The organism is Pseudomonas sp. GW821-FHT01A09, from assembly GCF_058986725.1.
Genome location: NZ_JBYSWB010000027.1, coordinates 51256 through 72101, shown reverse-complemented (window position 1 = coordinate 72101; position 20846 = coordinate 51256). Strand labels below are relative to the sequence as shown.

Annotated in this window: 15 protein-coding genes; 8 read left to right on the top strand and 7 right to left on the bottom strand. The window is 63.5% G+C overall.

What is annotated here, in order from left to right:
* Window positions 1–5 precede the first annotated feature (5 nt).
* The 6 genes from efeO (AC3WJP_RS23810) to AC3WJP_RS23785 all read left to right on the top strand — a co-directional run bounded on the left by efeO (AC3WJP_RS23810) (window position 6) and on the right by AC3WJP_RS23785 (window position 6451).
* Window positions 6–1199, top strand: a complete 1194-nt coding sequence (efeO, locus tag AC3WJP_RS23810) for an iron uptake system protein EfeO (protein ID WP_493723347.1) — start codon at window positions 6–8, stop codon at window positions 1197–1199.
* An 18-nt stretch (window positions 1200–1217) separates the two neighbouring features.
* On the top strand, window positions 1218–2519 hold the full coding sequence (gene efeB, locus AC3WJP_RS23805; protein ID WP_493723346.1) for an iron uptake transporter deferrochelatase/peroxidase subunit: 1302 nt from the start codon (window positions 1218–1220) through the stop codon (window positions 2517–2519).
* A gap of 27 nt (window positions 2520–2546) precedes the next feature.
* Entirely contained in the window at window positions 2547–3374 is an 828-nt protein-coding gene (efeO, locus tag AC3WJP_RS23800) for an iron uptake system protein EfeO (RefSeq protein WP_493723345.1), read from the top strand.
* Window positions 3375–3596: 222 nt separating this feature from the next.
* Window positions 3597–4664: a phosphotransferase family protein gene (locus tag AC3WJP_RS23795; protein ID WP_493723344.1), complete on the top strand. Its 1068-nt coding sequence runs from the start codon at window positions 3597–3599 to the stop codon at window positions 4662–4664.
* Between the two features lie 28 nt (window positions 4665–4692).
* On the top strand, window positions 4693–5460 hold the full coding sequence (locus tag AC3WJP_RS23790) for an SDR family oxidoreductase (RefSeq protein WP_493723343.1): 768 nt from the start codon (window positions 4693–4695) through the stop codon (window positions 5458–5460).
* A gap of 208 nt (window positions 5461–5668) precedes the next feature.
* Window positions 5669–6451 (top strand): TSUP family transporter, encoded by a 783-nt coding sequence (locus AC3WJP_RS23785; RefSeq protein WP_493723342.1) that lies wholly within the window; start codon window positions 5669–5671, stop codon window positions 6449–6451.
* Window positions 6452–6553: 102 nt separating this feature from the next.
* Here the strand turns inward: AC3WJP_RS23785 and nudC are convergent, their stop codons facing one another.
* The 6 genes from nudC to gnd form a co-directional block, all read right to left on the bottom strand.
* Entirely contained in the window at window positions 6554–7384 is an 831-nt protein-coding gene (gene nudC, locus AC3WJP_RS23780; RefSeq protein WP_493723341.1) for an NAD(+) diphosphatase, read from the bottom strand.
* 36 nt (window positions 7385–7420) lie between these two features.
* Window positions 7421–8233, bottom strand: coding sequence for a crotonase/enoyl-CoA hydratase family protein (locus tag AC3WJP_RS23775; protein WP_493723340.1), 813 nt, complete (start codon window positions 8231–8233; stop codon window positions 7421–7423).
* 171 nt (window positions 8234–8404) lie between these two features.
* Window positions 8405–10198 carry a glycoside hydrolase family 15 protein gene (locus AC3WJP_RS23770; RefSeq protein ID WP_493723339.1) on the bottom strand — a complete coding sequence of 598 codons (1794 nt, stop codon included), beginning with the start codon at window positions 10196–10198 and terminating at the stop codon, window positions 8405–8407.
* Window positions 10199–10255: 57 nt separating this feature from the next.
* Window positions 10256–11062 (bottom strand): HAD family hydrolase, encoded by an 807-nt coding sequence (locus tag AC3WJP_RS23765; protein ID WP_493723338.1) that lies wholly within the window; start codon window positions 11060–11062, stop codon window positions 10256–10258.
* Window positions 11063–11166: 104 nt separating this feature from the next.
* Entirely contained in the window at window positions 11167–12672 is a 1506-nt protein-coding gene (zwf, locus tag AC3WJP_RS23760) for a glucose-6-phosphate dehydrogenase (RefSeq protein WP_493723337.1), read from the bottom strand.
* Window positions 12672–13649: a phosphogluconate dehydrogenase (NAD(+)-dependent, decarboxylating) gene (gene gnd, locus AC3WJP_RS23755; protein ID WP_493723336.1), complete on the bottom strand. Its 978-nt coding sequence runs from the start codon at window positions 13647–13649 to the stop codon at window positions 12672–12674. Before gnd ends, zwf begins: the two co-directional genes overlap by 1 nt.
* 331 nt (window positions 13650–13980) lie before the next feature.
* Between gnd and AC3WJP_RS23750 the strand changes: the two genes are divergently transcribed.
* Window positions 13981–14163 carry a DUF6026 family protein gene (locus tag AC3WJP_RS23750; protein WP_493723335.1) on the top strand — a complete coding sequence of 61 codons (183 nt, stop codon included), beginning with the start codon at window positions 13981–13983 and terminating at the stop codon, window positions 14161–14163.
* Window positions 14164–14244: 81 nt separating this feature from the next.
* Here AC3WJP_RS23750 and AC3WJP_RS23745 read toward each other — a convergent pair whose 3' ends face one another.
* Window positions 14245–18879, bottom strand: coding sequence for a dermonecrotic toxin domain-containing protein (locus AC3WJP_RS23745; protein WP_493723334.1), 4635 nt, complete (start codon window positions 18877–18879; stop codon window positions 14245–14247).
* Between the two features lie 397 nt (window positions 18880–19276).
* Between AC3WJP_RS23745 and glgA the strand changes: the two genes are divergently transcribed.
* On the top strand, window positions 19277–20845 hold the full coding sequence (glgA, locus tag AC3WJP_RS23740; protein WP_493723333.1) for a glycogen synthase GlgA: 1569 nt from the start codon (window positions 19277–19279) through the stop codon (window positions 20843–20845).
* The last annotated feature ends 1 nt before the right edge of the window (window position 20846 follow it).

Sequence of the window (20846 nt, the reverse complement as noted above, 5' to 3'; positions counted from 1 at the left end):
CCACCATGTCCAACCCAGCATCCCCCCTGCCACCGCGCCTGATTCGCGTGGCGGTGGCCGGTTCGGTCATCCTCATGATCGCTGCCGGCGGCCTGTTCTATTACGCCTCCAAGTCCGCGTCGAGCAAACGCGCGGCCAATAGCGAAGGCGAGATCACCGTCACCATCCACCCGAAGAGCTGCGAACCGAACTCGCTGACGGTGCCGGCGGGCAAGACGCGCTTCAAGATCGTCAATGCCTCGGACCGTGCGGTGGAATGGGAGATTCTCGACGGCGTGCTGGTGGTCGAAGAGCGTGAAAACATCGTGCCGGGCCTCAGCTCCATCATCAATGCCAATCTGCAGCCAGGCGACTACGCCATCACCTGCGGCCTGCTGAGCAACCCGCGTGGCACCCTGCACGTGACTGCCACGGCGGAATCCGACGCACTCGCCAAGGCCAAGCCTTCGCTGGTCAATTTCGTTGGAGCGCTGTCCGAGTACCGTGTGTACCTGAGCATGCAGGGCAGCGCCCTGATCAAGGCCGTGGATGCCCTCAACGCCGCCATCGCATTGGGCGACGTCGCTCAGGCGCAGGCGCTCTACGTGCCGGCCCGCACTGTCTATCAGCACATCGCCCCCGCCGCGCAACGCATGGCCGAGTTGAACAACGCCATCGAAGCCCGCGCCGACTATTACGAAAAACGCGAGCAAGACCCAGGTTTCAGCGGCTTCCACCGCCTGGAATACGGCCTGTTCGCCAAGAACAGCGTCGATGGCCTGACCCCGGTCGCGCAAAAACTGCTGGCCGATGTCACCCGTCTGAAGCAGGAACTGCTGGCTCAGCAACTGCCGCCCGAGCAGTTGATCACCATCATTTCGCGCAACATTCGCAGCCTGGCCGAGACCCGCACCAGCGGCGAAGAAGAGCGTTACAGCCACAGCGACCTCAACGGCTTCGCCGCCAACCTCGAAGGCACCCGCAAGGTCGTCGACCTGCTGCGTCCGCTGCTGACCAAGTCCGGCCCGCAGGTACTGGCGAGCATCGACACCGCGGCCAACGACCTGGATGTGGAGCTCAACGGCTTCAAGGACCAGGACGCCTTCATCTCGTACGACAAGGTCGACGCTTCGCAGCGCAAGCAGATTGCCGACCGTGCCAAGGCCCTGGCCGATGCACTCGATGGAATTTCTCCTGCCCTTGGCCTGACCGGCCAGTAACCACGTAGACGACATTCGATGAGCGATTCAGACAACGCCCCCCACTCGCTACAACGCCGTAAGGTCCTCATGGGCCTGGGCGCTGCCGGTGCCGCCCTCGCCGGCAGCGCCCTGACCTGCCCGGCCATGGCCGCTGAAGCCAAGGTCACCGAAGCGCCGCACAGCGACAAGACTGCGGACGTGCATGCCTATGAAGGCCTGCATCAATCCGGCATCGTCACCCCGCGCCCTGCCGCCGGCATGATGGTGTCCTTCGACGTGCTGGCCCAGGACCGCGAAGACCTCGAACGGCTGTTCCGCACCCTGGACGCGCGCATCCGCTTCCTGATGAAAGGCGGCCCGGTCGCCGAGATCGACCCCAAGCTGCCGCCGCTGGATTCCGGCATCCTTGGCCCGGTGATCAACCCGGACAACCTGACCATTACCGTGTCGGTCGGCAACTCGCTGTTCGACGAGCGTTTCGGTTTGGCGGCGGTCAAACCCAAGCGCCTGAGCCAGATGGTCGGCTTCCCCAACGACGGCCTGGAAGAGAGCTTCTGCCACGGCGACATGACCCTGCAGTTCTGCTCCAACACGCCAGACACCAACATCCATGCGCTGCGTGACATCGTCAAGAACCTGCCCGACCTGCTGTTCGTACGCTGGAAGCAGGAGGGCACGGTGCCCTCGCAGCCGCCGCTCAAGCCCGGCCAGCCCGCCGAGAGCGCGCGTAATTTCCTGGGTTTCCGCGATGGCTCGGCCAACCCGGATTCCAACGACGCCAAGGCCATGAACGCTCTGGTGTGGGTGCAACCGGGCAGCGACGAACCGGCCTGGGCCGCCAACGGCAGCTATCAGGCGGTGCGGGTCATCCGCAACCTGGTCGAGCGCTGGGATCGTACCCCGCTGCAGGAGCAGGAAAGCATCTTCGGGCGCAAGAAGCCCACCGGCGCGCCCATGGACGGCAAGGTCGAGACCGACGTCCCCGACTACGCCAAGGACCCGGAAGGCAAGATCACCAAGCTCGACGCGCACATCCGCCTGGCCAACCCGCGCACCCCGCAATCGCAGGCCAACTTGATCCTGCGTCGCCCGTTCAACTATTCCAACGGCGTCAACAAGAATGGCCAGCTCGACATGGGGCTGCTGTTCATCTGCTACCAGGCCGACCTGGAAAAAGGATTCATCACCGTGCAGACCCGCCTTAACGGCGAGCCCCTGGAGGAGTACCTCAAGCCGATCGGCGGCGGGTACTTCTTCACTCTGCCCGGCGTGAAAAGCGACAAGGACTTCATCGGTCAGTCGCTGCTTGCTGCTTCGCATACAAAAACCGTGGCCTGACCCTTAATATTTCGTATGAGAACTTCCATGAAAAAGACACCGCTGGCGCTGTTGATGACCCTGGGTATGCTGAGCACTCCGTTCTCGGCGTTCGCCGCCGCCCCGGCCACTCTGGATCTGGTCGCACCTATCTCTGATTACAAGATCTATGTGACCGAGCAAGTTGACCAACTGGTAACCCAGACTCAGGCCTTCACCGATGCCATCAACAAGGGCGACCTGGCCACCGCCAAGAAGCTGTACGCGCCAACCCGCGTGCACTACGAATCGATCGAGCCGATTGCCGAGCTGTTCAGCGATCTGGATGGCTCGATCGACTCCCGTGTCGATGACCACGAAAAAGGCGTTGACGCTGATGACTTCACTGGTTTCCACCGTCTGGAGTACATCCTCTGGGACAAGAAGACCACTGACGGCACCAAAGATCTGACCGCTGGCCTGCTCAAGGACGTCAAGGATCTGCAGACCCGCATCGCCGGCCTGACCTTCCCACCAGAGAAAGTCGTTGGCGGCGCGGCGGCGCTGATGGAAGAAGTCGCGGCCACCAAAGTGTCCGGCGAAGAAGACCGTTACAGCCACACCGACCTGTATGACTTCCAGGGCAACGTCGACGGCGCGAAGAAAATCGTCGACCTGTTCCGTCCACAAGTCGAGAAGACCGACAAGGCGTTCATTGCCAAGGTCGACAAGAACTTCGCCACGGTCGACAAGATCCTGGCCAAGTACAAGACCAAGGACGGCGGCTACGAGACCTATGACAAGGTCAAGGAAGCTGACCGCAAGGCCCTCATCGGCCCGGTCAATACCCTGGCTGAAGACCTGTCGACTCTGCGCGGCAAGCTGGGCCTGAACTAAGGCTCGCCCCTGTAGCGAGGGGGCTTGCCCCCGAATACGCCGGTTCAGCGCCATCTGTGGAGCTGACACGGCGCAATCGGGGGCAAGCCCCCTCGCTACAGGGATCGGCCTCCCGGATCAGGTTCGCTGATCCCTGCGCAACACCCTCGGCAATAACACCCCGCCAAGCTTGCCCCTCCCCCGCTGGCGTTCTAGATTAGCCTTCAAAACGAAGGTATTGCCATGGCCCTTACCGACACCGCCACCGATATACGCCCGGGCGAAGCACTCGACGGCGCGCGTATCGACGCCTGGCTCAAGGCTCACCTGCCCGACCTGCAGGGCACCCCGACGCTGCGCCAGTTCCCCGCGGGAGCCTCCAATCTCACCTACCTGATCCAGTACCCACGGCGCGAGCTGGTGCTCCGACGTCCGCCCTTTGGCCACAAGGCCCGCAGCGCCCATGACATGGGCCGCGAGTTCCGCATCCTCAACGCCTTGCGCCCCGCGTTCGTCTATGGCCCGCAGGCCTGGCTGCACTGTACCGACGAAAGCATCATCGGTGCCGAGTTCTATGTGATGGAACGGATCCAGGGCGTCATCCTGCGCACCGATCTGCCGGCGGAACTGAATTTCGACCCTCAACGTACCCGCCGCCTGTGCGAAAGCTTTATCGACCGGCTGGTGGAGCTGCATCAGGTCGACTATGTCGCCTGCGGTCTCGGCGATCTGGGCAAGCCTGAGGGATACGTGCAGCGCCAGGTCAGCGGCTGGAGCGAGCGCTACGACCAGGCCCGTACCCCTGACGCACCGGCCTGGGACGCGGTAAAAACCTGGCTGCGCGACAAACAGCCAGCGGACAGCGGCCGCGCCAGCTTGCTGCACAACGATTACCGCTTCGACAATGTGATCCTCGACCCCGCCGACCCGCTGCGCATCATCGGCGTGCTGGACTGGGAACTGGCGACCCTGGGCGATCCGCTGATGGACCTGGGCAACTCGCTGGCCTACTGGATCGAAGCGGACGATCCACCGGCCGTGCAACGGATGCGCCGCCAACCCAGCAACGCCCCGGGCATGCTCGACCGCGAGGCGTTCGTGGCGTACTACGCGCAGCGCGCCGGCATCGCGGTGAGCAACATGGACTTCTATCGGGTCTATGGCTTGTTCCGCCTGGCCGGGATCATCCAGCAGATCTACTTCCGCTTCTATCACGGGCAAACCGCCGATCCGCGTTTCGCGCCGTTCATCCACATGAACGGCGTGCTCGAACGCATGAGCCTGCAGGTGATCGAGCAGTCGCGGCTCTGAGCCCTCCACTCTTTGAAGGACACCGACAGTGACCAAGACCACCCTGTTCGACCTCGACGGCAAGATCGCCTTCGTTTCCGGCGCCAGCCGCGGTATCGGCGAAGCCATCGCTCACCTGCTGGCGCAGCAAGGCGCCCACGTGATCGTTTCGAGCCGCAGGCTCGACGGTTGCCAGGCGGTGGCGGACGCGATCGTCGCCGACGGTGGCAAGGCCACGGCAATAGCCTGTCACATCGGCGAAATGGCCCAGATCGAAGCGGTATTCGCCGCCATCGCCGAGCAGTTCGGACGCCTGGATATCCTGGTCAACAACGCCGCGACCAACCCGCAATTCGGGCATGTGCTGGACACCGACCTGAGCGCTTTCCAGAAGACCCTGGACGTGAATATCCGCGGCTACTTCTTCATGTCGGTGGCCGCCGGCAAGCTGATGCGCGGGCATGGCGGTGGCAGCATCATCAACGTGGCGTCGATCAACGGCGTCACGCCGGGGCATTTTCAGGGCGTGTATTCGATCACCAAGGCGGCGGTGATCAACATGACCAAGGTGTTCGCCAAGGAGTGCGCGCCCCTGGGCATTCGCTGCAATGCGCTGTTGCCGGGGATCACCGATACGCGCTTCGCCTCCGCTCTGGTGAACAACGAGGCGATCCTCAAGACCGCCATGGTGCAGATCCCACTCAAACGGGTGGCCAAGCCCGACGAGATGGCCGGGGCGGTGCTGTATCTGGCCAGCGATGCGTCGAGCTATACCACGGGCACGGCGATCAATGTCGACGGCGGGTTTCTGGCCTGACGCACCGTCAATGGCGATTCCCCCGGCTGCCGCGCTGTAGCGAGGGGGCTTGCCCCCGATCGGGCGTGCCGGGATGCAGGTATTGTGTCGCCAATTTCGGGGGCAAGCCCCCCCGCTACAGGATCGTGTTCGGCTGGAACAGTCGGTACAATGCCGGCCTTCAGCGCGGTGGCTTTGCCGCGCATCCCTGCCCAGCAAGTTGCCCACCATGCCCCTCGAACTCAGCGTCAGCCTCACCACCCTCGGGATTCTCGCGGCCGTGGCCTTCGTGGCCGGATTCATCGATGCCATCGCCGGCGGTGGCGGCTTGCTGACCACACCCGCCTTGCTCACCGCCGGGCTGCCACCGCACCTGGTCTTGGGCACCAACAAGCTCAGCTCGACCTTCGGCTCGGCCACTGCGGGTTTCACCTTCTACCGGCGCAAGCTGTTCCATCCGCGGCAATGGGTCCACGCCTTGGTCTGCACGGCGATCGGCGCACTGGTAGGCGCCGTGGTCGCTCACTACCTGCCCGCCGAATGGCTGAACAAGATGCTCCCGGTGATCGTCTTCGGCTGCGGCCTGTACCTGCTGTTCGGCGGCACGCCCAAGGCGCCGCTGGACGTCGACGTGCCGATCCGCAAAAAATGGCAAACGCCTCAGGGCCTCACGCTGGGTTTCTATGACGGCGTGGCAGGCCCCGGCACTGGCGCGTTCTGGACCGTAAGCACGCTGCTGCTCTATCCCATCGACCTGGTCAAGGCCAGCGGCGTGGCACGCAGCATGAACTTCGTCAGCAATGCCGCGGCGCTGATGGTGTTCGTCATCAATGGCCAGGTGGACTGGCTGATCGGCCTGTGCATGGGCGCCTGCGTGATGATCGGGGCGTTTTTCGGTGCACGCACGGCCATCGGCGGCGGGGCGAAATTCATTCGCCCGGTGTTCATCAGCGTAGTGCTGGCACTGACCGTGCGCCTGGCCTGGCAGCATTGGTTCAGCGCTGGCGCTTAGCCTGTAGCGAGGGGGCTTGCCCCCGAAAAGGGTCGCCACACTGTAGTTACGTGGTGAAGCGAATTTTTTCGGGGGCGAGCCCCCTCGCTACAGGGGTGTTTATCAGGCGGGCATTTGGGGTTCGGGCAGACCGAGGCGCTGGGCGACGTAAAGATCAATCAGATACCGCGCGATAGATCGCGACATCGGCAGCGGCGGCAGCGCGTCGACACGGAACCACTGCGCGTCTTCGATTTCATCGACCTGGGGCACGATGTCGCCACCGGCGTACTCGGCATGAAACCCAAGCATCATCGAATGCGGGAACGGCCAGCACTGGCTGCCCACATAGCGAATGTTCTTCACTTGGAGCTGCACCTCCTCATACACCTCGCGGACCACGCAATCTTCAGCCGACTCACCGGGCTCGGCGAAGCCGGCCAGGGTACTGTAGACCCCGGTGACGAAGCGCGGCGAGCGGGCCAGAAGGATTTCATCGCCGCGGGTGATCAGCACGATCATGCTCGGCGAGATCCGCGGATACGCCCGCAGGTCGCAGACCTCGCAGTGCATGGCGCGCTCACGCGGTATCTGCACGTTCGGCGCGCCACATCGGCCACAGAAACGGTGCTCGTTGGCCCAGGTAGCGATCTGCGCGGCGTAGGCCAGCACCTTGTAGTGAGCGAAATCGTCGTTGAGCATGAAGGCCCGCAGCCCCTGCCATTGGCTGCCGGGCAGCTCGCTGGCGCCGTCGAGGACCAGCAGATAGACCGGCTCGCCATCGAAATGACCGATGCCGTGCTCGAACGCCAGCGCCAGGCCGAGGCCCTTGACCCATTCGCGGGAAAACAACACGCCGTTGTCATCGAAGGCGAAGCCCTGCCTGCTGTGCACCACGGCCAGGCCGCCGGGGGTTTGGGTATCGAGTACCGAAGTGATCCATCGTTGCGACATCACGGAAATTCCTTGGTTTGGCACCGGCCCGCCGTCTCAGTCATCGAAGACTGGCGTCTGCGCGCTCATGCTGGCGGCCATGGCCAGGCGCAGGTCATGGGATTGCAGCATGGCGGCGTTCCAGGTGGCGATGTATTCGAGGCCGTCATCGATACGGTGATCGCGCATATAGCTGATCATGCGTTTGGTGCCGGCTACGGCTATCGGGGATTTTGCGGCAATTTGCCCGGCGATGGCAAAGACCCCTTTGTGCAGAGCCTCGACATTTTCATACGTACGGTTGACCAGGCCGATGCGTAGCGCCTCTGCATGCTCCACCGTGCGCCCAGTGTAGGCCAGTTCGCGCAGCAGGCCGTCGCCGATGATCCGCGGCAAGCGTTGCAGGGTGCCGACATCAGCGGCCATGCCCATGTCGATTTCCTTGATGGAAAACTGCGCGTCCTCGCTGCAGTAGCGCATGTCGCAGGCAGCGATCAGGTCGATGGCGCCACCGATGCAATAGCCCTGCACGGCGGCCAGCACCGGCTTGCGGCATTGATCGACGGCATTGAACGAGGCCTGCATCTGCAGGATCTTGCGCCGCAGCAAGCGCGCGTTGCGCCCCACGTCCCTGCCCAGTTCGCTGGCCACCGAGGCCAGCAGCGCCAGGTCGATACCGGCACTGAAGTGCTTGCCGGCACCACTGAGCACGACCACGCGCACGGCGTCGGTGTCGTCGATCCACTGGAAAATCTCGACGATCTCACGCCAGAAGTCGGCGTTCATGGCGTTGGCCTTGGCCGCGCTGTTGATCTGCACATGGGCGATGCCGGCATCCACGGCGACGGTGAAGGCTTGGTAATCGGTCATGGGGGCGTCCTGTCTGTTTTTGGATGGGCAGGACTATAGCAAGGGTGGGTGACGGGGAATCAGCCAAGGCCCAGACTCACCTACCTTGTAGCGGGGGGGCTTGCCCCCGAAAATAGTCGCCACACCATTGTTGCGAGGTGAAGCGAATTTTTTCGGGGGCAAGCCCCCTCGCTACAGGGCGCTTTCGGCCCGCGTCTGCGCCGGCGCATGGGCGCGGTGCAGATTGAGCGCGGTATTGATGATGCCGATATGGCTGAACGCCTGGGGGAAGTTGCCGAGCATGCGCTTGCCCAGGTGGTCGTACTGCTCGGCCAGCAAGCCGACATCGTTGCACAACCCGGCCAGGCGCTCGAACAGCTCTTCGGCGTCGTCGTCGCGGCCCAACAGCACGTAGACATCCGCCAGCCAGAACGAACAGACCAGAAAGGTCCCTTCCCCCGGCGTCAGGCCGTCGTCCACCTCGTGGGACTCGTAGCGCAACAGCAGACCATCGCGCAGCAAGCGCTTCTCGATAGCCGCCACCGTGGCGACGAAACGCGGATCCTCGGCCGGCAGAAAACCGGTCAAGGCGATCTGCAACAAGCTGGCATCGACATCCTCGGCGCCGAACGACTGCACGAAATAGCCCAGCTCGGCGTTGAAACCCTTGTCGCACACCTCACGGTGAATCTGCTCGGCCACCGCACGGTAATGGGCTTGCAACTCGGGGTCGATGCCTTCCGCCACATTGGCAGCCCGATCGAACGCCACCCAGGCCATGACCTTGGAATGGGTGAAGTGCCGCGGCTCGGAGCGAATCTCCCAGATTCCTTCATCCGGCTTTTGCCAGATTTTCTCCAGGAACGGCATGATCAAGCGCGACACCGAGGTGCTGCGCGGATGGCGCGGCAGCCCATTACGCAACGCCTGGCTCATGGCATCCGCCACCTCGCCGTAGACATCGAGCTGGGTCTGGGTCGCGGCGGCATTGCCGATCCGCACCGGGGTGGATTGCTCGTAGCCGCTGAGCCACGGCAAAGTGCTCTCGGGCAGCCGCCGCTCGCCGCCCAGGCCGTACATGATCTGCATCTGCTCGGGGTTGCCGGCCACTGAGCGCAGCAGCCATTCGCGCCAGGCGCTGGCTTCCTCGTAATAGCCCAGGTTCATGAATGCCAGCAACGTCATGGTCGCGTCGCGCAGCCAGCAGTAGCGGTAGTCCCAGTTGCGCTCGCCGCCCAGGCGCTCCGGCAGCGAGGTGGTGATCGCCGCGACCATGCCTCCAGTAGGCTCGTAGGTCATGGCCTTGAGGGTGATCAGCGATCGCTTGACCAGCTCGCTCCAGCGCCCTACCGGCGGGCAACGATCAGAGAACGCCCGCCAGTAACGCTCGGTACTCTGCAACGCTTGCTCACCGTCGAAGCCCGCTTGCACCGGGGTGTTGGAGCCCTGATGCGACAGGCGAAAAACCTTGCGCTCGCCGGCCTTGACCACAAAGCGGCTGCCAGTGTGATGGTCCCGCGCCTGCAACGCCGTGGCGCTGCGCATCACCAGCATCTCCGGACCGGCCACGGCGGTGAGGGTCAGCGGGCTGATCTTCTCGACCCAGGGCACGCTGCTGCCGTAGTCGAAGCGCATCACCAGGTCCATCTCGAAATCCACCTCGCCGTGCAGGCCGTGGACGATGCGCAACACGCTGGCCGGCTCGTCGATGGGCATGCAGTCGATCAGCACCGCGGTGCCGGTATCGGTCTCGAAGGTGGTTTCGAGGATCATGGTGCCGTCGCGGTAGCGGCGCGTGACCTTGGCATCCGGGCTGATCGGGCCGATGCGCCAGCGACCGTTTTCGCTGTCGCCCAGCAAGGCGGCGAAACAGGCGGGGGAATCGAAACGGGGAAAGCATAACCAGTCCAGCGAGCCGTTCTTGTCGACCAGCGCGGCAGTCCTGCAGTTGCCGAGCACAGCGTAGTCTTCGATCAAAGCAGTCATGGTGGTCCTCAGCGTGGGGAAACTCACCCCGCCGCCGAATCCCCTGAAAGCGAGGGATCAGGCGCGTGGCAGTATAAATTCCTGGATGGCACGGGCGACGCCGTCATCGGCATTGCTGTCGGTCACGGCATCGGCCTGGCGCTGCACGTCCGGGTGGGCCTGGCCCATGGCGACGGCATAACCGGCGCGCTTGAACATCGGTACATCGTTGGCGCCATCGCCAATGGCCGCAGTCTGCGCCAAGGGGATATGCAAGTAATCGGCAAGGCTGGCCAGGGCATCGCCCTTGTTGGCCGCCAGCGCGGTGACGTCCAGATAATATTGCTGCGACCGCGAGGCCAGGGCCTGGCCTTCGATCATCGGCAGCAATTGCTTCTCGAGGTCGATGAGCAGTTGGAAGTCGTCGGTGGTGGCGACGATCTTGTCGACGCGCTCAAGGTACGGGGCGAAATCGTCGACCAGCTTGGGCCCATAGCCGAGCGCCTGCAGCTCGGTGTCGAAGTAGGCGCCGCTGCGGTCCCGGGCGAGCCAGTGATCGTCGGCGAACACCCAGATGGTCACCGGGTGCTCGGCGAACAGCTGCAGTGCGGTGTGCACTGCGGCGGGCTCGACGCAATGGCGTTGCAGCACGCTGCCATCGACGGCGCAGAGGTTGCCGCCGTTGAAGGCCAGGGTTGGTACCTCGATGCCCAGTTGCTGCACTTGCTTGCGCATCGCCCTCGGCGGTCGGGCGCTGGCCAGGCTGAAGTGCACCCCGGCTTTTTGCAGTTGCGCGACCGCAGCGATCACAGCCGGCGACAGGTTATGGTCGGGCAGCAGCAAGGTGCCGTCCATGTCGCTGAGCATGAGTTTTATGCCAGCCATGCCGGCCTCTTCGCGAGCGAACTCGGCTCCCACAGGTGCGTGTGGCTGTGGGAGCGAGGCTTGCCCGCGAAGGGGACCGTGAGACTTGCCCGAATCCGCGTCACTCATCCCAGCGGACGCCAGGCGCGGTTGTCGCGGGCCAACAGTTCATCTGCGGCCTGCGGCCCATCGGTGCCCGCCGCGTACATCCGCACCTTGCCGGCATCCGCCCAGGCATCCAGGAACGGCTGCACCGCCCGCCAGCCGTTCTCGATGTTGTCAGCGCGCTGGAACAGCGTCTGGTCACCGATCAGGCAGTCGTAGATCAGGGTCTCGTAACCGGTGGACGGCTGCATTTCGAAGAAGTCCTTGTAGGCGAAGCCCAGTCGAACGTTCTGCATATCCAGCGCCGGGCCGGGTTTCTTGGCCTGCAGGTCGAACCACATGCCCTCGTCCGGCTGAATCTGGATGTGCAGGTAGTTGGACTTGAGGTCATCGACCTCGGTGTCGCGGAACTGCGCGTACGGCGCCTGCTTGAAGCAGATGGCGATCTCGGTGTCGCGCACGCTCATGCGCTTGCCGGTGCGCAGGTAGAACGGCACGCCCATCCAGCGCCAGTTGTCGATCATCACCTTGAGGGCGACATAGGTCTCGGTCTGGCTTTGCGGATCGACCTTGGGTTCTTCGACATAGCCCGCCTCGCCCTTGGGGCCTGGCGCATACTGACCGCGGACCGAGTTCTTGATCGCTTCGGCCTTGTCGTACGGGCGTATCGCGCCGATGACCTTGGCCTTTTCACCCCGTACCGCATCGGCACCGAAGGCTGCCGGCGGCTCCATGGCAACCATGGCCAGCAGCTGGAACAGGTGATTGGGCACCATGTCGCGCATAGCGCCGGTGCTGTCGTAGAAGTTGCCGCGGGTTTCGACCCCGACGGTTTCCGCTGCGGTGATCTGCACGTGGTCGATGTAGTGATTGTTCCAGAACGCCTCGAAGATGCCGTTGGAGAAACGGCTGACGAGGATGTTCTGTACGGTTTCCTTGCCCAGGTAGTGGTCGATGCGATAGATCTGCTTCTCGCTCATCACACTCAGCAGGCTGGCGTTCAAGGCTTCGGCGGTAGCCAGGTCGGAGCCGAACGGCTTTTCGATGACCACACGGCGGAAGGCTTGCGGCGTTTCTTGCAGCAGCCCCGCCTTGCCCAGGCGCGTCGCCACTTCACTGAAGAACCGCGGCGAGGTCGCCAGGTAGAACATGGCGTTGCCGGTACCGTTTTCCTCGATGCGCTTGGCAATGGCGGCATAGGTCTCATCGGCGACGAAGTCGCCAGTGATGTAGCTGATGCGCTTGGCCAGGCGCGCCCACAGGGCTGGGTCCAGCGCCTCGTCGGCGCTGCCCCCTTTGGCCTTGGCTTGCTCGCGGATGAAGTCTTCGAGCTTTTGCGCGAAGGCTTCATCGGTAACTTCGTTGTGGTCGACGCCGACGATGTGCAAGCCGTTATCCAGCAAGCCATCGCGGCTGAGGTTGTACAGGGCCGGCGTCAACAGCCGTTTGACCAGGTCGCCATGGGCGCCAAAAAGGAAAATCGTGGTGGGCGGAGCTGCTTCTACCTTGGATTTTCCTTTTTTCATTACTTCTTCACCTCTACGTGACCACCAAAACCGAAGCGCATGGCGGAAAGCATTTTATCGCCATAAGTGGCGTCTTGACGGGAACGGAAGCGCGCAAACAACGCACTGGACAGCACCGGCACCGGCACCGCCTGCTCGACGGCGGCATCGATGGTCCAACGGCCTTCGCCGCTGTCCGAGACCTTGCCGGAGTATTTGACCAGCTCGGGGTCGGAAGCCAGCGCATCGGCGGTCAGATCGAGCAGCCAGGACGAAACCACACTGCCACGGCGCCAGACTTCGGCGATGTCGGCCAGATTCAGATCGAAGCGCTGGTCTGCAGGCAGCTCTTCGCTGTTCTTGGTCTTGAGGATGTCGAAGCCCTCGGCGTAAGCCTGCATCAGGCCGTATTCGATGCCGTTGTGGATCATCTTCACGAAGTGGCCGGAACCGACCGGGCCTGCGTGGATGTAGCCATGTTCGGCGCGGTTGGACTCGCCTTCCAGACCAAGGGTGCGAGGGATGTTGCCGACGCCCGGGGCCAGAGTGGCGAACAATGGCTCGAGGCGTTCGAAGACGGCGGTTTCAGCGCCGATCATCATGCAGAAGCCGCGATCCAGGCCCCAGACGCCACCGGAGGTGCCGACGTCGACGTAGTGCAGCTGCTTTTCAGCCAGCTCCTTGGCACGACGGATGTCGTCCTTGTACATGGTGTTGCCGCCATCGATGATCACATCGTCGGGCGACAGCAGCGCGCTGAGCTCATTGATGGTGTCTTCGGTGATCTTGCCGGATGGCAGCATCACCCACACCGCGCGTGGTGCCTGCAGCTTGCTGACCATGTCGGCCAACCCGCTGGCAGCTGTCGCGCCCTCGCTCGCCAGGCCCTGGACCGCCTGCTCGCTACGATCGTAGACCACTGTCGAGTGGCCATCGCGCATCAGCCTTCTGGAGATATTGCCGCCCATGCGACCCAGTCCAACGATTCCCAATTGCATGCCTGCGCTCCACAAATAAAAAGAAGGCGAACGTCACCTTTATAGCTCATGCGATCCTCTGGTTAGTCCCATCCCGGACCGCATAGTTCGGCGATTTTACCATTCATCGGCTGGTAAAACTAAATAGCGACCTACCGTCTGGCGATTTGCTTAATCAATTCGGGCACTTGCAGCAAAAATGAAAAAAATCACAGGGACCATAAAAAATAAAAAAGTTCCCATGAAAAGCGAAAGAAATCATCATCCGTGCCGATAGCGGTAGGAGCCTGACGCGAAAGTCGCCCAGGGCGCCTATCCTTAATATCTGTGCCGGTAGTTTGCGAGGTGTGCAATGGGTACTGTAGTGACAACGAACCAACCACAAACGCTCTATGTCAGTGTTCGCCGCGATGAGCTGCGTGCGCTCAAGCAAGAACGCGACGAGCTGCAAGACAAGGTCGCTTTCCTGACCAGCCTGCTGCAGCAAGCCAAGCAGAATGCCATGGGCTTCGAAGCTCAGGCGCGTATCGCCTGACGTCAGCCCGATGTGCAGGCGCTCGATCGAGCGCCTGTCCAGCGGATCACGCCACTGCGCCGTGATCTGTCAACTCCCGCTTCAATCCCCCTGCTCGATCCCTACCGGCAAATACAGTTTGCGCGCCATGTTCGGCTGGATCTCGGCCCGAATGATGCCCTTGGCCCCCTTTGCAGTATCGCCCAGCGCCATGAAATCCTTGGCGGTCATGAATCGCTGCGCCACGGTCTTCAGGTGGGCGACGGTGAATCCCTCGGCGACCGTGCCGATTTTCGGATAATGAAAATGCGCGTACCACAACACGCCGGCGTCATCCTTGATGGCATATTCCTGCAGATAGTCGCCACTCTTGAGCAAGCGGCGCGGTCCTTCGCGCTCGATCCGCGCCTCGCCTTCATCCACTAGCCATTGCACCCTCGATGCTTGCGGATCGCTGTTTTTGCACAGCTCGACGCGCAGGCGCCGGCCTTCGGTTTTCAGCAGTCGGGCCTTGTCGCGCAACTGCTTGATAGTGACGTCCGCCGATTGCCCCGTCGACGAAGACAGCCGATCGGTTTCATTGAGGCGGATCAACGCGCGATCAATGTCATCGGCCTTGTCGCGCAGGCCCTCCGCCACCCCATCGAGCAGGTTCTGGGTCTCGGACGGAATATGCGCCTTGCTCGCTTTCACCCTGGCCTTGGCTTGCTGCCATTGCCCTTCGGCTTGATCCAGCAACGCCTGGGCCTCACGCATCGAGGCTTCCAGCGGCGCCACCGGGCGTGGCTGCACCGCCGCAGACGCCACCACACGCTCCCAGTCATCGCCACCCGGCACCTGCTGGAATTGTTCAGTGGTGGTGTCATCCAGGCCGCCGACCACTTCGAAACGCTGCGCACCACCGTCGGTCGCGGCCTTGAGCTTGCCGACCAGCACCCCACGCTTGCGGCTGGTCACGATCACCTGCTGACGCACCGGCCGCTGCTGTTTGCGTTGCTGACGGGCGCGCAAGGTCTGCTGGCGAAACAGCGGTACCAACTGGGCCTCAGCAGCGCTGCGCAAGGCATCGACGTGCAGCAGCAAGCGCGCCACCGCCGGGGACAGCCGAGTGGGCTCGGTGGTGGCCTGGGTGAAATCCAGAGCGTCCTCCAGCGCCTCATAGCGTTGCAGCGCGCTGTCGAGCACCTGGATCTGTTCTTCATCGGTGAACTGCCCCGGCTCCAGGATCGCATTTTGCGACTGCGCGGCCAGCTTGGCTGAGGCGACCACTTCGCTCAGCATCCCCTCCGGGCGCGGCATCGGCTGTAGTTTCTCCTCGCTGAGCACGCCCAGCCAGTACAACTGCACGCCACGCCAGGTCAGTGGCGTGCCGAAAGGCGCCCAGGTCGGTTCGACCAGCGCCAGGAAGGGCGCGCCGAAATGCTCGACGCCACCCAGCTGCTCCAAGCGTCGCTGCGATTGCGCGGTCCAGTGGATCAACAGATCGATCAGGTCGCAACCGGCGCTGAAATCCTCGAAGCTGGACATCGGCGCCGCTTCAGGTGCCTCGCGACCAATGCCATCACCGAGGATCAACTCGCTCAACTGTTCGCGCAGCTTGCTGACGATCTCCCACTGCACTCGCAGCAACGAGCGCAGGTGCCCCGCGCGCTCCTCGAGGAAGCGCGGCAAGGGCTTGATCTTGTTCAATTCGGCGTAGGCATCGATGGCGTCGCCGCTGGCCACGACCATCTCGCTGGCCGTTTCGATAAAGCGCTGACGATAGACGGGGTACTGCCTGGAGCGTTGCGATTGCAGTTCGCTCATGACCTGCTGAGTGACCCTGAGTTTGCGGTCGATGAGCTCCTGCTTGTCGCGGTACTCGGTGACGGTCTTGAGCAAGTCCGTCTCGCGCTGCTGTTGTGCCTCCTTATAAGCCTTGCGCCCGCGCCCCGGCGAGCCACCCTGCAGGCGCAGCCGGGTGTCGACCTGCCAGCGCCCGGCCTCGTCGCGGCGCAGGTACGGGCCCCGTCGCAGCGGGTCGGCGAGATCGACGACCTGCAGCTCGCCGTCATCCAGCGCGAGGGCGAACCAGGCCATGTCGACCTGCCCGTACCACTGCCCTTGCAGCAGATGCAGGCCCTGAGTCGGGCCATGGGGAACGGCGCGACCAAAATCGCGCGGCGCCACTGCAAAGCTCGCCAGCGCGGCGCGCTGCTTGACGGTGAGACGATGAGTGGCCGACTGAAAGCCGAAATCCAGTTCATGCAGCGCCGGGACGCTTTCTGCCTCGGTGATTACTCGGCTGCTCACCGGCAGTGCCGGGTTCGGCCGCGTATCGCCGACCATGTCGAGCGGATCGCGCCACTCCCCAGCGTCCAGAATCGGCCGCACCAGGCGATCGAGACCACGGACGCGAGCCTCGAGGCTCTGCGCGAGGAGCACGAAGGCGGCATTGAAAAAGAATGCCGTCAGCGCCGTATTCGCCGCCTGCCGATCGCCTTTGATCTGATCCTCGAAGCCGTCAACGAACAGCTTGAGACTCTGCAGCATCCAGCCCGCCCCCGCCAGCGGCCCGCCTACCAGCGGCAGCAGAGCGTTGAACAGCAACCAGCCGAGCTCCCGGTAGCCGAGCCAGCGGCTCTCCTCGTTGCTGACCGACTGGCGATCGGCGAGGGTCTGCAACCCTGCCACGTTGTGCCGATAGAAGACCTCCCAGACATCCCCGGTCAGCGCGACGCCCGTCACGGTGGAAGGTGCCGGCCGCGTGATTTCGCTGGCCTCGTCACCCGGCAGAAAGTGACGGATATGCGGTTCCTCGAAGCCGCCATTGGCATAGACCGGCCGCGCCGCGGCGTCCATCCACAACAGCACGTCGTCCTGCAACGGGCCGGACTTGGCCAGCGCCGACCACAGCGCATGGGCATTGGGGAATTGCTGCAGAGGCTCGCGGGACAAGGGGCGATACAGCACGCAGACGCCTTCATCATCATCGCCCGGGCCGATCAGGTAAGCGCACTGAACGATATCGGGGCTCGCCCCCGGCGCCCGACGCAACGCCAACTGGCGCACACTCACCGCCGGCCGCTCGGTATTGACCTGACGGCTCAACGGCGGCACCGCCTGATCGATACCCAGGGCCCGGAGCAAGGTGCGCAGGCCGGCTTCGGTGACGCCGGCCTGCTGGCGGATTTTCAGCTCCAGCATCTTCAGCGGCAGTTGCACGCGCAGCTGCTCGATGAACAGCCGCTGTCGGCGCGGCGCTTCAGTGCCGTCATCGAGCAGCAGGCGGCGCAGCTGCGCGATATAGCGGCGGCCGATATCGACTTTCTGTACCAGGGCCACCACCGCCTCCTTGGTCACCCAGGCCGGCAGCCGTGAACCGGCGCGCGGTTCGATCTCCAGCAACCCACTGGGCCGCCCGTGCAGGTTGCACAGCGCCAGTGCTGGCAAGCTCAGCACCACGTACTCCAGATGAGCATCACCGGCCTGGGCTATCTCCAGCAAAGCGTTGGGCGCCTGATAGATGCGCACCTCGACGTCGTCCAGCGCTACTGGCTCGGTAGGGTGATCCGCGGCGATCTGGCGGGTGAGTTCGGCGCCGGCGTACTCCTCGATCGGGGCGAGGCCGTCCAGATACTGCTGGCCCGCGCTGCGACGCTGTACTTCAGCCAAGCGCGCCAACGCCCCGGCGTAGCGCACGCGCTCCACTCGCGCGGCGCTCTCCAGCCAGGCGGGCAGCACGTGACTCAACTGCCGGGCGCGGGTCAGCTCTTCGGGCTGGCTGAGGTCGTAGAGGCTTGTGGCGCGCTCGAGCATGTCTTCGAATGCGCCGATATCCGGGACCTGGACGCGATAATGCGCCGCCAGCGCGGTGATGTTGCTCAACTGATGTTCGAGGAGGATCTGCGCCTGGGTGTCGAAGATATCGGCATTGACCGGCACCAGACCGAAGTCCAGCGACCGACCCACCAGGCCGGCGCCCAGATCATCGGCTTCGGCGGCGGCCAGGCTGGGCAGATCGGCGAACGCCAGCACCTCGGCCAAGGGCCGGCACAGCATTACCCGCTCGGTCGCTTCGCCTTCCACGATTCGGGTGATGACCACATCGCTGGTGATCAGCGGCGTGCTCAACGCCGGGTTGTCGAGGCGTTCGATCTGCAACAGGGCAGTGCGGGTGCCGGCGGGCGGATTGCCGCTGCACACCCCGAGCAGGGTTTCGCTTTCGTCGCCATCCAGTCGGCCCTGCTCGGCCAGACGGCGCGTCACACTGCGCACATGCTCACGCAGATGGCCGGCCAGCCAGCGCCAGCGGCTGTCACCGCCGGCCTCGACCTGATTCCAGTACTCCACCAGCCGAAGCTTGTAACACTCGAGCAACGGCGGCCCCCATTCCTCGATCAGCTCCTCCACCTCGTCAATGTCCAGCGCCAGGCGCACGGGCGCTTCGGTGCCACGCTGCAGGGTCACGTGGTCGTAGTCGGCGATCAGATTGATCGGCACGTCCTGCAGATAGCGCTGGATCAGCAACTGCTCCAGGGGCACCGAGCAGTCAGGGCCGTTGGTCACGGGCCAGGCCAGCGCCAGGCTGGCGTCGTTGATGTGCAAAGGTGGTTTGCGCCAGGCCAAGGCCTGAACGATCAGCTCTCGGGCGACGCTGCGCAGTGACGGGCGGGCATCGAATTGGCGGCTGACACCGTTGGCCAACGGCGCATACTGGGCCACCAGGCTCAATACTGAAGATGAAGTGTCTGGCATAGGAACTCCTGAGCTCACCCCGGCGAAGGTGCCGGGACGGCCATCTGAAGTCATCGCCTTGGGCTGCGGGGCCTACTCCGCTACTACCTGACGCAGCGATAACCGCCCGTCAGTCGCCTGCCCTCCCGGATTTGCGGATATCTCCTACACTCAAGTCAACCTGTAAGCCGTTCGGAAACTTCACCGTAAAAAAGTCGAAACTTCTGAAACGCCCGCCGGTCAGCTATTAGGTAGGCCGTAGTAATCGACTCGTTGAAAGCGCGACTTGCCCACCCCTCTCTGTGAATACGTGACCGACAATTCATCGTCGGGCCTGCGTAGCGCTCGCGCGATTGACTGGGGCTGAATAAAAAAAGGTATTAGGCAGATGTAACCACCACTCGGGAGAGGGTCCACAATGATCAATGCCGCCGTCGAAACCCATGGGGAACGCTTCAATCAGCAGGTCAGCGAAGTTCCAACGCTGCCTGCTATCGCTTCGACCGGCAAACTGCTGCACGCTGAATCGACGCCAAATCCCAATCGCAAGAAAATCCTCTTCGTCACCTCCGAAATCGCCGACCTGGTCAAGACCGGTGGTCTGGGCGATGTATCCGCTGCCCTGCCCCGCGCCATGAGCCCCCTGCACGATGTGCGGGTGCTGATCCCCGGCTATCCGCAGGTGCTCAACAGCGGTCATCCGATTCATGTGGTCGGCGAACTGGGCGGCCATGCCGCGCTGCCGCCCTGCAAGGTCGGGCGCATGGACATGCCGGACGGCCTGGTGATCTATGTGCTGCTGTGCCCCGAGCTGTATGCCCGGGAAGGCACGCCTTACGGCGCCAACAACGGCCGCGACTGGCCCGACAACCATATCCGCTTCGCCCGCCTGGGCCTCGCCGCTGCCGACATCGCCGCCGGCCAGGGCATGGTGCACTGGCGCCCGGACATGGTTCACGCCCACGACTGGCCTGCTGGCCTGGCCCCGGCCTATATGCACTGGCGCGGCCTGAACGTGCCGACCCTGTTCACCATCCACAACCTCGCCTATCAGGGCGTGGTCAGCCTGGCCTGCTGCCCGGAGCTCGGCATTCCCGAGCACGCGCTGCAACAGGAAGGCATGGAATTCTACGGCAAGCTGTCGTTCCTCAAGGCCGGGATGTCCTATTCCAGCCACATCACCACGGTGAGCGCCACCTACGCCGAAGAAATCACCACCCCTGAATTTGGCTGCGGGCTCGACGGTTTCCTCAGCTACAAGGCGCAACAGGGCTTGCTCAGCGGCATTCCCAACGGCATCGACGAAAGCTGGGAGTCGGCCACCGACCCGCACCTGGTCTGCCCGTTCGGCCTCAACGACTGGGACGGCAAGAGCGTCAACGCCGACCACGTGCGCGAACTGTTCGGCCTGGAGCCCAGCGAAGGCCCGCTGTTCGCCGTGGTCTCGCGCCTGGTGTTCCAGAAAGGCCTGGACCTGACCGAGGCAGTGGCGGAATTCATCGTCGAGAACGGCGGCCAGATCGCGATCATCGGCCGCGGCGAACCCGAGGGCGAGCAAGCCATGCGCGACCTGGCCCTGCGCTTTCCCGGTCAGGTGTCGGCACGCATCGGCTTCAATGAAACCGATGCCCGGCGCATGTTCGCCGGCAGCGACTTCCTGCTGATGCCTTCGCGCTATGAGCCTTGCGGCTTGAGCCAGATGTACGCGCAACGCTTCGGCTCGCTGCCGGTGGCGCGCAAGACCGGCGGCCTGGCGGACACCATCGAGGACGGCATGACCGGCTTTCTGTTCGAGGAATCGAGCGCCGAGAGCTACCGCGAAGCCCTGGCCCGCGCCTTCTATGTGTTCGGCAAGCCGGAGCTGCTTAACGCCATGCGTTGCCGCGCCATGACCCAACCGTTCAACTGGTCGCAAGCTGTAGAACCCTACGCCAAGCTTTACGAAAAAATGGTCGATGAAGCCAAAGGCAAATCGGCAAAATACTAAG